The organism is Sphingobium yanoikuyae, from assembly GCF_034424525.1.
GTDB classification, from domain to species: Bacteria; Pseudomonadota; Alphaproteobacteria; order Sphingomonadales; family Sphingomonadaceae; genus Sphingobium; species Sphingobium yanoikuyae.
In genome coordinates, this window is the sequence record NZ_CP139979.1 from 1,075,324 (window position 1) to 1,087,947 (window position 12,624).

The following is a 12,624-nucleotide window of genomic DNA, read 5'->3' on the forward strand; positions in this document are numbered from 1 at the left end:
ACTCCCTGTTGGATAGAGGGTGCGAGCATCAGAATTTGCTCCCGGCGGTCGGCTTGATCTCAAGTGTGATGCCTTCCTGGATCACGACGACGACCTCCTTCGCGGCGCCCACTTCCACGATGGGGCCGGCCTGCCGGGCAAGGTCGAGATAGAAGTCGGTGAGCTTGTCCGAGGATCGCGACAGGCCGCCTGCAATCCCGGCTTTGGCGGCATCTCCGGCATCGAAGCTGCGCACTGAGCCGAGCGCCGATGTCGAGACATTGCCTACGGTGTTCTCGACGGTCTGCGCGACGCCGGTGATGGTCCCGGCTATGAACGTGCGAGCCAGCGCCGCTCCGGCGCGCGTCACAACCTTGCCAGAGAGGCCCTTTTTCCCGTCCGCATCGACGAAGAACCCCTTGACGGCCTGATCGACCACGGAACGTTCATCGAAGTCGACACAGGACAGTGACACGAGCTGTACCTCGACCCGCTCCTTGGCGAGGCTCCCGGTAGCATTGCCAATGACAAAGCAGCCGGAGAGATTGGCTTTCACGTCATTGGGGAGCACGGCGGGAGCCTGCACGCGTGCGATCAGCGGTTCGGGATTGCTGGTCGCGTCTCGGCTCGCCAGCGCGTCGATCCCGGTCAGAAGACGCGCCTTCATGAAACCAGGAGGCAAATAGATCGTCCGATTCTTTTTTTTCGAACCTCCCGCTTGATCGCCGGTCGCGACCGGACTGGTCGCGCCGCCGATCGCACCCACCGTCTTTTCAACCGGTGGTGCCGGAGGGGCAGGTGGGGTGGAGGGGGGAGCCGGAGGTGCGGAGGACGCAGACCCCATGTCGCCGCTCGTGGGCGGTTCAGGAAACCCGGGCACGTCACCTGGAAGCGCAGGCGGAAGATCCGGGTTCGTGGATTCACCGGAGGCGGATCGAGATCCCGCGCCGGGTACGATCTTGCCTTCCTCAATGGCGGTGACCCGGTCTCCCAGCAACGATTGGCCATCGAGAATCTTCTGCAGATCACCGCGAAGTTTGACCTCAAGGCTGTCGCCGCGGAGACCCGCGCCCATATCGAGTTTTGAAGCTGGTGGCGTGGCCGTTTGATCGGGCTTGTCACCGCTTGCGGTATATAGGCCAAGGCCCAGCACACCGATCGCACCCACGACTCCGACTTGCTTCAACCGAAGCTGATGGCGGGCGCCTAGCGCCGCCCAGCGTGCTTTGATGTCAAGCAGCGCCGGGCCGCGATCGAGACCGGGAGCCTGCGGGCGAGTTGCCTGATAGCTTTCGAGATCGAGTTCGTCGCCGTGCTCATCGGAGCCGCGATCGCGGGGAGGGCCGCCCGCGCTCATTGCCCGGCTCCCCGGCGCACGACAATGAGTCGTGCAGTCTCGCCTGCAGCGAGATTGTTGCGATCCAGCGTGACGGCGAAGATATTTGTGCCGAGCGCGCTGTCTAGGAAGCTTCGCTCATCGAGGACGGCTTCACCGCCGACAGAAACCAAATATTCGGATGCTGAAAGTCCCGAACCGTCTATCTCGACACGCCGGCGTTCCTCGATCGCTGCGCCGGGTAGGCCGGTGAGCCGGATCGCAGTGGAACGTGGTGCAACGGTGGTGAAGCTTCCCGGTATCCGATCCTGGAGCATTGCGAGCGTAATCGAAACCGCACGTTCTTCTTCCACCAACGGCCCAAGCAGTTCTTCGTTGGACCTGGCACGCTGGGGAGCACCCGGTTGCAACAAGACCGTTTGCGCAGGGATATCCGACGGTTCCGCATAAAGCGGATACACAGCGCCGTTGCAGGTGACAAAGAACTCAGACGGCGTCGTGACGAAGCTGCGCGTCACCATGCCGGAATCATCGATCTCGCGAACGAGGAACTTGATCCATGCGTCAGCGCCGGCGCGTTCGACCGCGATGGCCTTCTCCGCGCTGAACTTCACGTCCTCGATCTCGCCGCCAATGCAGACGACATGATTGATATCGCGGTTGGACAAACGGATTGTGCTGGTCTGGTCTGGCAGAGCGGCGACGGTCTGCGCTATTGCCGGTAGCGGCATCAGCGCAAGGCCGAGGACCAGCAGCCGCTTAACGGGGCTGGGCATCGAAATTTTCCTCTGTCAGGGCGGTGAGCCAGAAGCGGCCATTGTCGATCGCGTAACGAATCCGCAGATTGCCCCGGAACTTGCGGATCACGCCGCCGATGACCCGAACCTTCTCGACCGGCACGAGGATTTCGCGGTCGGTCCATGTCACGGGCTGATCGGGGCGGATGTAAGTCGCGATCGAGAGGGTTGGATTGTCGGCCAGCTCGTCGAGCAACCGATTGAGGCCATCCCTCAGGCTATTGTAGCTTGAGGGATGAACAATGCTCAGCAGCTCCTGGAACTGCCGATCGGCGGAATAAGCCGAATAGGTGCCCGAGAGCGAGACGATGTTGCGAGTGATCATTCTTAGATAGGCTTCGGACGGCCTGTTGCCCGTCACATAGAGATCACCACCCGCACCGAACGGCACAACTACGGTGCGCGTGTTCTGGTTGGAGGTGTAAATCACCATTCCGAGCACTGCGGTGATGCCAAACAAGCCGACCACGGCGAGTTTCAGCAGGCGGTTCTCTTCGAAGAGATTGCTGGCGCCCTGGACGTAGCGATGGATACCGAAGCTGGCCGGTTTGCCGAGCAACGGATCTCGCGCGGGGGTATCAGGGGTTTTGCGTCCGAACATCGCTTGTTCTCACTCGAAAAAGCGGGTCTGCGTCGGACCCGGATATTTGGACCAGCGAACCAGCCCCCAACGCCAGGCCAGGTGCGGGATGAACCCACGCGGCTTGGTCCGAAGCCAGGGAATGAAAAGGAGAAGGGCCGCGATGAGCGCCCAGCCGAGCATCCCGCCGAGGATTACGGCGACGAAGATGGTCGACATCACCAGCACGAACTCGTCCGACCCAAACCAGAGGATTTGAACCGGCTTGTGCAGATATTGGGGTAGCCGTTCGTCCACGAACCCTTCTCCTCCTGCTTCAAGACCGCCCTGCGAAGCTGCGGTTGAACAACACAGGCAGTCTCGCCAGCACGCCGAAGCGCTCTGGCTTGTTGAGGTCCGCCATCCGTGCAATCGGACGGCGAACCAAACCGTCAGATGACCATCCCGAAAGTCTGGAGGATGGTGTCGGATTTGATCAGGCAGACCGCGGCAACGATGGTGGGGATGCCGACCATGACGTTGCTGAACAGGCGCGAGACGCCGAACAAGAACGCGGCAACGCCGCCGACGAAACCGAGCGGTCCCTTCACGCCTTTGTTCACGACGATGTCATAGATGTCGTAACCAAGGTCGCCGACCGCCGGCGCGGTGAACGCGTGAGCGCCACCGCTCACCATCGCGGCGAAGGCCAGGGGAATGCCGATATTGGCGAAGGAAGCGGTTTGCCTTCCAAGTGTCTTCAACATGCACGTGCTCCAGTCAAAATGGGCCGCTCCGCAATATGCTGGCCGGCATCGATGGGGATCGCTGTCGGCCGACGGCGAGGCTGGACGGCCCGTTTCGGGTCTCGCCGTCGGCATTCCGGTGCGCGCGGCGCCGTCCTGCCATGCTGCAGGAGGACGGCCGCGAGCGTCCGCGATGGGAGAGTGGAGAACCGTTCAGCGCGCGGCATCGGCGAGCGCCTTCCCGGTCTTCAGAAATTCTTCCAATTCGGCCTGCTGGAAGCCGGATATGATCTTTCCGCCCACGATCAGCGTAGGCGTGCCGGTGATGCCCGCCTTGCTCACGACACGCGCGTCCGCCTCGACCCTGGCTCGGCCTTCCGCGCAGCTGCGGAGCTCAACTGGAGCCGCTCCCGCGTAAACCGTCTTGAACGCAGCCTCCTTGTCAGGCGAACAGAGGATATGCTCGGCCTTGGCGGCAGCTTCCGGATGGATGCCCGAGACAAAGATGATCAGACGGCGGACGGGCTTGCCCTCCGCTTCCTTCGCGGCCCAGAACCGGTCGAGCGCGCGGCAATAAGGGCAATCGGGATCGGTGAACTCGATCACCTGCGGGGCGTCAGCGGGGCCGATCGCCAAGGCCTTGCTTGTATCGATCGCCGCCAGCTTCCGCTGCGCAGACCTATCCTGGGCAAGAGCGGTAATGTTTATGCCATTGCGATCATAAACCGCCGCGAAGAGCAGGTGCTCGCTCTCAGGCGCGTAATATATGATCCGGCCGCCGGCACTCGCCTGATAGATCGGGCCCTTGACCGGTGCCGGACCGAAATCCTCGAACTGCAGGTTAGTGAATGTCTGCCGCAATTCGTTCTCGGCTTCGCGAGCCGCGACGACAAGAGGATCAACTTGCTGCGCAGAGGCGGCACTCTGGAAGACCAGGATAAAAGGCAGGACGAGGGCGAATGCCCCCGGCTTAGCGACGCGCATGCGAACTCTCCTCTGTTGAAAGGGCCGGACGCAGGAACAGCCGCGCATCAAGATGCATGTCGGCGCCGATCCGGATGATTTTGGATGGGGTCGGCGGAACGGAGGCGCTGCCGGCTCCACCGGCGCCGGAAGCCCGGATGACGAAGCCGCTCATCGTCGGAACGATGGTCCGCTGACCTTCCACGTTTAGCGGTGCGCTGCCGTCAGTTCCCGCCTGTGTGGATGTCGTGACCACGAGGGCGCAACAGGCAAGGGTCATCGCATTGGCAATCGGCGTCATGCACGACTCCATTCGGCGCATTGCGCCAGGTTTGAGAATTACTTGTGGACCCGAAGTAGAAGACCCGAATCGATCTGTATTTTTCGGCTCGATGTCTGAGTGATTTGAAACAGAAGTAATTGCAACAGCAGTAGGAGCGGAGCCGCGCCGCTCTCCAAAATGAGTTCTAAATGTACGAATTTAGTTGGTTATAGGCGCGGCTTTGCTCAAATCACCCGGTGTAGGCCATTGCCGGCGTCGCATTGTCAAAATAGTCGAAATCCGACGAAATGCACCAAAAGGATGGCTTCAGTGACAATGCGAAAGCAAATGAGCATTTCTCTGCCTTATCGGCAGTGAAGTACCTCTAAATTCAACGCCATCTATTATTGCTAAATATCGGATGAATACCTTACGCCCTGCCTCAATTTATCATGTCAGGAGATTTTCCGAGGAGAGCGGAGCAATGTCATCGAATGAGAAATTCGCCCCCGTCGACCTGTCCCTTTTCAAGGTCATCAAAAAGATGGCCGGGGAGCGGGTCAGGCAGGAACGTAAACGTCGACAAGTCACGCAATCGGAACTTGCTCACGAGATGGGGTTTGGACCGCGATGGCTACGGGATGTAGAGGCCGGTGCTCCGGGTACGCGATTGGAAGATCATATCAGCGCAACCTTGCGGCTAGGGGACTCGATCGGACATATTATGTTCCCGGTCCTCTTTATGGCGCACGGCATCCGTTTTCCGCAGCACTTATACTACGAGGATATCAGGGGCCTCGAACGCAAGTGCATCGAGTTGATCGTGGATTGGGCGGTCAATTCTCTGAAGCAGGATTTGCCGTCAGAATGGTGGCCTTCCAGTCACCACGACGAACGTTGATCAACTGGCATCCAAAAGGCATCAGGGCGCCTGTTTGTGCCAATTGGTGCCAAAACTGCAATCTTGGTCCTTCATCGCATTCATTCATAATGCTACACTGCCTAAGCTTCTTGATCGCCTTGCGCTGCCTTTGAGGTGGCGTTCCATGAATATAGCCAATCTGAACAGATCTGACTGTTCGTTCCGGATCGATGAACGACGTTGTCTCGTCCCCGGCTTCCTTTGTACTGACGATCAAGTGCTAGCAGCACAGTTCGCCTTCACTGTTGGCGCAACCAGGGGGGTCAGCCGTATGGCTGAGCAGGCCAACCAATGACGGGGCGCGACAATAGCGGTATTGACGTTCCGGGCGAGCGTTCTGTCCGCCACAGTAGGCGGTTCTCCGACCAGTTGGTCGAGAAAACCCGGAAGCTCTTCCAGGAACGTACAACCAGGCAGCTCACCAACGAGGATGCGCGTCAAATTCTGGAGAATCTGACGGGTTTCTTCCGGGTGCTCGGCGAATGGGACAGGGCACAAGAGAAGGCGTCTGCTGAGGAGCAGTTACCCGAAAATTGCCGGAACGTCCGAATTGACGAGGAATGACGTCACTGGCATCATTGACATCATTCCTCGTCGATAGGTGTCGCAATGGCTGGTGCGCTTCAGGTACGTAATCTTGACGACGACATAATCCAGCGTTTGCGCCGAAGGGCTGCAAGGCACGGCCGCTCGGTTGAGGCTGAGCATAGGGAAATTCTGCGACAAGTTTTGTCGACTGAGACGGACCCCTCCTTCGAAACACTGGCAGCCGAGATGCGTGCTCTGACCGCAAAGCGGCAGCAGACTCCCTCGGAAGTCCTGTTGCTTGAAGGGCGTGAGGAGCGGTGATGCGCATCGTAATAGATGCGAGCATCGCGGTGAAATGGGTTGTTACCGAAGATGGGACGGACGAAGCCGTATCATTGTTGTCTGGACACCATTTGTCAGCCCCTGATCTGCTCATTGCAGAATGTGCCAACATACTCTGGAAAAAAGTTCGCCTGACCGAGATGTCAGCGGACGAAGCGATGGTTGCGATGCGAATCATCCAACGCGCTAACTTAGAGCTTTGCCCCATGCGGTCTCTGATGGAGCCAGCCGCAAAACTTGCTATTGACCTTGATCACCCAGCATATGACTGTGTGTATCTCGCGCTGGCAATGAGCCAAGGATGGCAATTCGTCACCTCTGATGCGCGCTTCCTCGAAAAGGTTCGGCAGTCCTCGCCTGCGGCTGCGCAATCGATTCTTTCCTTGAAGGAAGTGGCAGGCGGGAGCGGAGAACGGCATTAGCCGGCACAACGGAGTATCGATATGGCGCGAGCAGTTCGAACGAAAACGAAGCAGAAAGCGCAGGAGGTTCAAACTCCCAAGGCCGTGGTCTATGCGCGAGTGTCTTCACGCGAACAGGAGCGCGAGGGCTTCTCGATACCTGCCCAGTTGAAATTGCTTCGCGAGCACGCCGAGGCCAGCGGATTTACCGTAGCGGCCGAATATGTGGACGTGGAGACGGCTAAGCAAAGCGGACGGACCAATTTCGACGAGATGATCCGCTACCTTCGCAAGCATAAAACCATCCAGACGATTATGGTCGAAAAGACCGATCGCCTCTACCGCAATCTCAAGGATTGGGTGACAATCGACGAGCTCGATGTCGAAATCCATCTTGTGAAAGAGGGTATCGCGCTCTCTCGGGAATCCCGGTCTTCTGAAAAGTTCATGCACGGCATCAAGGTGCTGATGGCTAAGAACTACATCGACAATCTGTCCGAGGAAGTCCGCAAGGGCATGTTGGAGAAGGCAGAGCAGGGTCTTTGGCCGAGTGCTGCGCCATTCGGATATCAGAATCTAATGGGTCAAGATGGCAAAAAGCGGATCGTCATCGACCCCGATCAGGGCCCGATCATCAGGCGATTGTTTGAGTGGTATGCAACTGGAAGCTACTCATTGAAGGAGATCGGCGCTCTCGCTCGGCAGGAAGGTCTTGCCTACCGCAAGAGCCAGCGCCCAGTGCCAATCAGCACCGTGCATAAGATTCTTCGGAGCCGCCTCTATGCCGGAGAGTTCGAATGGCTAGGCAAGGTCTACCAAGGAAGCCATGAACCGGTCATCTCGAAAGATCTGTGGTACTGTGTGCAGGACATTCTGGATGGACGGAACAAGAAAACCCGCAACGCTAAAACCGGCGGTGGTGTCCGTGAATTTGCTTTTACCGGCCTAATTAGCTGTGGCCACTGCGGCTGCGCTGTGACGGCCGAGATCAAGAAAGGCAAATATATATATTACCACTGCACCGGCTTCCGGGGAAAATGTCCCGAGAAATTCGTGCGTGAAGAAGTTCTTGAGGAGCAGTTTGCCGTACTGATGGCCAAGCTACGTTTCGACGAGAATGTTTACGATATTATCGTCGAAGCGCTGAAGGACAGCTTCGAGGTTGAGCGGCACGACCATGATGAAGCGATGACGCACCTTCATGCGGAGAGCGAGCGCCTTCGGAAGCGTCTGGAAGCTGTCTATGTCGATAAGCTGGATGGCACTGTCACTGACGATTTTTATCGCCGCATGGCTTTGCAATGGCGCGACGAGCTCGATCGCTGCCAACGCGATCTCGTCCGGCATCAAGATGCCAGCAATAACTATATGGATGAAGGGGTGGCCCTGCTGAAGCTAGCGCGCAAAGCGCTCGGATTGTTCGAGGGTTCTAATGGAATCGAGAAACGTCGGTTGCTCAATTTCGTACTATCGAACTGCACTTGGAAGCATGGCGAACTGAGTGCCGAGTACCGCCAACCATTTGATATGCTTGCAAATACCGTAAATGAAACCGACCCATCTCAAGGGGGCAGCGGCGCCGCTACCCCCTTAAATGAGATTTGGTCGGGGAAAGAGGATTCGAACCTCCGGCCCCTGCCTCCCGAAGACAGTGCTCTACCAGGCTGAGCTATTCCCCGACCGGTGCCGAAGCCGCTTTTGGGGCGGCCCCGTAAGGCAGGAGTGCGCCTATAGAGAGGGGTTTGAGGGCTGGCAAGCCACCTGATGCGCTTTTTTGAAAATTCTACAAAAGACCCGCATCGCGGAAGCTGAAACAGCCGCTCGGCGTGTCGATCCGATGATCGGCCAGGTGGATGTCGAGCGCCCGCAGCCGGCGGTGCAGGCTGCGGGTCAGGGCGATGTCGACCGGCTGCGGTGCCGCAGTGCCGCGCCGCTGGTGCAGGATGACCCGTCGCGCATCGCTGGCCAGCAGATGAGCCACCAGGCAGGGCCAGTTGCCATCGGGGTGCAGCCGGTCGCGCGGCTGGCCGTCCTCGTCGAGAATCACCAATGTCAGCATTGCACCCCCTGGGCACGCAGCCTGTCAGCAATGGGCGGGGAGCGGAGATGCGGAATGATCCGTAGTGGCGGAACGGGGCAGGCCCGGCGGGCAGTCGTATCCGTTATGGCGCGACCTTTGGCCGGGACAGCGGGGCAGGGGGGATGCTACATGGACGGGACGCCCAGATTCATTCCCATCCCAGGATCATCGACCTTGCACGCCATGTCGCCGCAGCCGCCCCATTATGAAGAGCAATATCTCGACCTGATGCGCCATATCTGGCGCCATGGCGACGAGCGGATCGACCGCACCGGTGTCGGCACCCGATCGATCCTGGGCGCGACTTTGCGATTCTCGCTGGCGGACGACGCGGTGCCGTTGCTCACCACCAAGCGGGTCTATTGGAAGGTCGCCGCGCGCGAGATGCTCTGGTTCCTGACCGGCGACACCAATATCCGCGAGCTGGTGAAGCAGAATGTCCATATCTGGACCGACTGGCCGCTCGACAGTTACCGCAAGGCGACCGGAGAGGATATCGACCGCGACGCGTTCGAGGCGCGAATCATCGAGGATGAGGCCTTTGCCCGGCAATGGGGCGATCTTGGCCCGGTCTATGGCGCCCAATGGGTGAACTGGCCGCGCTACGAGCCGGCCGGGGACGGCCTGTTCCGCCGGGCGGCGCAGGGCCACAACCAGATCGCAGCACTGGTCGATGCGATTCGTACCAACCCCGGTTCGCGCCGGCTGCTCTTCACCGGCTGGAATGTCGCGGAAGTCGCGCAGATGGCGCTGCCGCCCTGTCACATGACCTATCAGTTTCAGGTGTCCGACGGCCGCCTCAACGGCCTGCTCTTCCAGCGTAGTTGCGATCTGGGATTGGGCTTTGCCTTCAACATCTTCGGCCTGTCGATGATCACCCGGATGCTGGCCCAGCAATGCGATCTGGAGCCGGGCGAGGTGGTCTGGCAGGGCGGTGACGTCCATCTCTACCTCAACCATGCCGATCTGGTGGAGGAGCAGATCAGCCGCACCCCGGCTGGCGCGCCAAAGCTGCGGATCAATCGACGGCCTTCGAGCATTTTCGACTATGGGATCGAGGATTTCGAGGTGCAGGATTATGCGCCGCAGGCCCATATTTCCGCGCCCGTCGCCGTCTGAGGTGACAGCGAAGGCGACAGGCGAAAAGGAATTGGGTCAGTAAGGCTTGCCTTGCGCGGCGTTGAAATATAATAATTGCAACAAGCAATATTATTGCAACGCACAATAGGAGGCAGGATGACCGATTCGATCGAATCCGGCGCTGTGGCGGACGGGCAGGGACGCAACCTGCCGCCGCTGCAGCTGCATGTGCCCGAGCCGCCCGCGCGGCCCGGTGAAAGCGCGGACTTCACCCATTTCGACATTCCCGCGGCCGACGCGGCGCCGCGCCCGGACGAGGCGACCCACCCGTCGCAGATGCGTGACTTCGCCTATGGGCTGGTCCGGGTGCTGGATGAGGATGGCCGTGCGGTCGGCGCCTGGGATCCCAAGCTGCCGGCGGACACGCTGCTCAGGATGCTGCGCTACATGGCGCTGACCCGCGCCTTTGACGGCCGCATGTTCCGTGCCCAGCGCCAGGGCAAGACCAGCTTCTACATGAAGTCGACCGGCGAGGAGGCGGTGTCGATCGGCGCGGCGCTTGCCCTGTCGCGCGACGACATGTGCTTCCCCTCCTATCGCCAGCAGGGCATATTGATCGCGCGCGACTGGTCCATCGTCGACATGATGAACCAGATCTATTCGAACAAGGGCGACCGGATGAAGGGGCGCCAGCTGCCGATCATGTATTCGGCGCGCGAGGCCGGCTTCTTCTCCATTTCCGGCAATCTCACCACCCAATATCCACAGGCCGTGGGCTGGGCGATGGCGAGCGCGGCCAAGGGCGACACCCGCATCGCCGCCACCTGGTGCGGCGAGGGCTCGACCGCGGAGGGCGACTTCCATTCGGCCTGCACCTTCGCCAGCGTCTATCGCGCCCCGGTCATCATGAATGTGGTGAACAACCAGTGGGCGATCAGCAGCTTCTCCGGCTTTGCCGGGGCAGAGGCGACCACCTTCGCCGCGCGCGCGATCGGCTATGGCATTGCCGGGCTGCGCGTCGACGGCAATGACGTGCTGGCCGTCTATGCCGCCACCCGCTGGGCTGCCGATCGCGCCCGCGCCAATGGCGGCCCGACCCTGATCGAGCATTTCACCTATCGCGTCGAAGGGCACAGCACGTCGGACGATCCGACCGCCTATCGCTCGGCCGAGGAAAGCAGCAAATGGCCGCTTGGCGATCCGATCGCGCGGCTGAAGCAGCATTGCATCACGCTGGGCATCTGGGACGAGGAACGCCACGCCGCGATGGACCAGGAACTGGCCGAGATGGTCCGCGACGCCGCGCGCGACGCGGAAAAGAACGGCATATTGGGCCATGGCCTCCACCATCCGATGGAAAGCATGTTCCAGGACGTGTTCGAGGACATGCCCTGGCACCTGAAAGAACAGCAGCAGCAGATGCTCGACGAATGGAAGGCGGCAGGGCTGTGAGGGCGCCTGCGTCCACCAACGCCGTCATCCCAGCGAAGGCTGGGATCTCCCTTCTTCTGAAGGGCAGCACGAAGAAAAATGAGATGCCAGCCTACGCTGGCATGACGAATGGAGAGGAGTCGCATCATGGCAGATGATGTGATGGAGGTTGTGGCTGAAACCCAGCAGATGAACATGATCCAGGCGATCAACAGCGCGCTGGACGTGATGATGGGCCGCGACCCCGATGTCGTGGTGATGGGCGAGGATGTCGGCTATTTCGGCGGCGTGTTCCGCGCCACCGCCGGCCTCCAGCAGAAATATGGCAAGAACCGCGTGTTCGACACGCCGATCACCGAATGCGGCATCATCGGCGTTGCGGTCGGCATGGGCGCCTATGGCCTGCGGCCGGTGCCCGAAATCCAGTTCGCCGACTATATCTATCCCGCGCTCGACCAGTTGGTGAGCGAGGCGGCGCGGCTGCGCTATCGTTCGGCCGGCGAGTTCATCTCGCCGATGACGGTGCGCTCGCCCTTCGGCGGCGGCATCTTCGGCGGCCAGACCCACAGCCAGAGCCCGGAAGGCATCTTCACCCATGTGTCCGGGGTCAAGACGGTGATCCCGTCCACCCCCTATGATGCAAAGGGCCTGCTGATCGCCGCGATCGAGGATAATGACCCGGTCATCTTCTTCGAACCCAAGCGCATCTATAACGGCCCGTTCGACGGCCATTATGACACGCCGGCCAAGAGCTGGGCGGGCCATGCAGATGCGCAGGTGCCGCAGGGCTATTATCGCATCGACCTGGGCAAGGCGCGGATCGCCCGACCCGGCGCGGCGCTGACCATCCTCTGTTATGGCACGATGGTCCATGTCGTCGAAAATACCGTGGCGAAGCTGGGCATCGATGCCGAAATCGTCGACCTGCGCAGCCTGGTGCCGCTCGACATCGACACGATCGAGGCGTCGGTCAGGAAGACCGGCCGCTGCCTGATCGTGCATGAAGCGACGCGGACGTCTGGCTTTGGCGCCGAACTGTCGGCGCTGGTGCAGGAACGCTGCTTCTACCATCTCGAAGCGCCGATCGAGCGCGTCACCGGCTTCGACACGCCCTATCCGCACAGTCTGGAATGGGCCTATTTCCCCGGCCCCGTGCGCATCCGCGAAGCCATCAACAAGATCATGAAGGATTAAGCGT

The 12,624-nt window shown here is 60.2% G+C and carries 16 protein-coding genes, 1 tRNA gene and 1 pseudogene; 8 read left to right on the forward strand and 10 right to left on the reverse strand.

The genetic code is table 11. The features are described 5' to 3' along the window. Positions 1-28 precede the first annotated feature (28 nt). The 7 genes from U0025_RS04955 to U0025_RS04985 form a co-directional block, all read right to left on the reverse strand. Positions 29-1,336, reverse strand: a complete 1,308-nt coding sequence (locus U0025_RS04955; protein WP_004211686.1) for a TraB/VirB10 family protein — start codon at positions 1,334-1,336, stop codon at positions 29-31. Then, positions 1,333-2,091 (reverse strand): type-F conjugative transfer system secretin TraK, encoded by a 759-nt coding sequence (locus U0025_RS04960; protein WP_004211687.1) that lies wholly within the window; start codon positions 2,089-2,091, stop codon positions 1,333-1,335. The genes U0025_RS04955 and U0025_RS04960 overlap by 4 nt, the downstream gene beginning before the upstream one ends. After that, positions 2,075-2,713 carry a TraE/TraK family type IV conjugative transfer system protein gene (locus tag U0025_RS04965; RefSeq protein ID WP_004211688.1) on the reverse strand — a complete coding sequence of 213 codons (639 nt, stop codon included), beginning with the start codon at positions 2,711-2,713 and terminating at the stop codon, positions 2,075-2,077. Before U0025_RS04965 ends, U0025_RS04960 begins: the two co-directional genes overlap by 17 nt. 9 nt (positions 2,714-2,722) lie before the next feature. Further along, entirely contained in the window at positions 2,723-2,989 is a 267-nt protein-coding gene (locus tag U0025_RS04970) for a type IV conjugative transfer system protein TraL (protein ID WP_004211689.1), read from the reverse strand. A 134-nt stretch (positions 2,990-3,123) separates the two neighbouring features. Beyond that, positions 3,124-3,438: a hypothetical protein gene (locus U0025_RS04975; RefSeq protein WP_004211690.1), complete on the reverse strand. Its 315-nt coding sequence runs from the start codon at positions 3,436-3,438 to the stop codon at positions 3,124-3,126. 192 nt (positions 3,439-3,630) lie between these two features. Beyond that, complete coding sequence (locus U0025_RS04980) at positions 3,631-4,401, reverse strand: DsbC family protein (RefSeq protein ID WP_004211691.1); 771 nt, start codon at positions 4,399-4,401, stop codon at positions 3,631-3,633. Next, complete coding sequence (locus tag U0025_RS04985; RefSeq protein ID WP_004211692.1) at positions 4,388-4,681, reverse strand: hypothetical protein; 294 nt, start codon at positions 4,679-4,681, stop codon at positions 4,388-4,390. The genes U0025_RS04980 and U0025_RS04985 overlap by 14 nt, the downstream gene beginning before the upstream one ends. Positions 4,682-5,126: 445 nt before the next feature. On the opposite strand from U0025_RS04985, the gene U0025_RS04990 reads away from it, so the two are divergent. The 5 genes and pseudogenes from U0025_RS04990 to U0025_RS26080 form a co-directional block, all read left to right on the forward strand. Beyond that, complete coding sequence (locus tag U0025_RS04990) at positions 5,127-5,543, forward strand: helix-turn-helix domain-containing protein (RefSeq protein WP_004211693.1); 417 nt, start codon at positions 5,127-5,129, stop codon at positions 5,541-5,543. 312 nt (positions 5,544-5,855) lie between these two features. Beyond that, entirely contained in the window at positions 5,856-6,128 is a 273-nt protein-coding gene (locus tag U0025_RS04995) for a hypothetical protein (RefSeq protein ID WP_004211694.1), read from the forward strand. A gap of 45 nt (positions 6,129-6,173) precedes the next feature. Beyond that, the gene (locus tag U0025_RS26075) at positions 6,174-6,413 is read left to right on the forward strand and encodes a FitA-like ribbon-helix-helix domain-containing protein (protein WP_037491284.1); all 240 of its coding nucleotides are present in this window, start codon (positions 6,174-6,176) and stop codon (positions 6,411-6,413) included. Beyond that, positions 6,413-6,856, forward strand: a complete 444-nt coding sequence (locus U0025_RS05000) for a type II toxin-antitoxin system VapC family toxin (protein WP_037491286.1) — start codon at positions 6,413-6,415, stop codon at positions 6,854-6,856. The genes U0025_RS26075 and U0025_RS05000 overlap by 1 nt, the downstream gene beginning before the upstream one ends. Before the next feature lie 21 nt (positions 6,857-6,877). Beyond that, a pseudogene (locus U0025_RS26080) lies at positions 6,878-7,906 on the forward strand (recombinase family protein); the annotation flags it as partial. A 30-nt stretch (positions 7,907-7,936) separates the two neighbouring features. On the opposite strand, the gene U0025_RS05010 reads toward U0025_RS26080, so the two are convergent. From U0025_RS05010 to U0025_RS05020, 3 genes are all read right to left on the reverse strand, one after another. Beyond that, positions 7,937-8,182 (reverse strand): hypothetical protein, encoded by a 246-nt coding sequence (locus U0025_RS05010; RefSeq protein WP_037491290.1) that lies wholly within the window; start codon positions 8,180-8,182, stop codon positions 7,937-7,939. 255 nt (positions 8,183-8,437) lie between these two features. Further along, positions 8,438-8,514 (reverse strand) — tRNA-Pro (locus U0025_RS05015). A gap of 104 nt (positions 8,515-8,618) precedes the next feature. After that, complete coding sequence (locus tag U0025_RS05020) at positions 8,619-8,894, reverse strand: JAB domain-containing protein (protein WP_004211695.1); 276 nt, start codon at positions 8,892-8,894, stop codon at positions 8,619-8,621. 204 nt (positions 8,895-9,098) lie between these two features. Here U0025_RS05020 and thyA point away from each other — a divergent pair, with 204 nt between their 5' ends. The 3 genes from thyA to U0025_RS05035 all read left to right on the forward strand — a co-directional run bounded on the left by thyA (position 9,099) and on the right by U0025_RS05035 (position 12,620). Next, on the forward strand, positions 9,099-10,034 hold the full coding sequence (gene thyA / locus U0025_RS05025; RefSeq protein WP_017502205.1) for a thymidylate synthase: 936 nt from the start codon (positions 9,099-9,101) through the stop codon (positions 10,032-10,034). A 117-nt stretch (positions 10,035-10,151) separates the two neighbouring features. Beyond that, on the forward strand, positions 10,152-11,447 hold the full coding sequence (locus tag U0025_RS05030) for a 3-methyl-2-oxobutanoate dehydrogenase (2-methylpropanoyl-transferring) subunit alpha (protein WP_004211698.1): 1,296 nt from the start codon (positions 10,152-10,154) through the stop codon (positions 11,445-11,447). Positions 11,448-11,615: 168 nt separating this feature from the next. Further along, complete coding sequence (locus tag U0025_RS05035; RefSeq protein ID WP_037492178.1) at positions 11,616-12,620, forward strand: alpha-ketoacid dehydrogenase subunit beta; 1,005 nt, start codon at positions 11,616-11,618, stop codon at positions 12,618-12,620. Positions 12,621-12,624 lie beyond the last annotated feature (4 nt).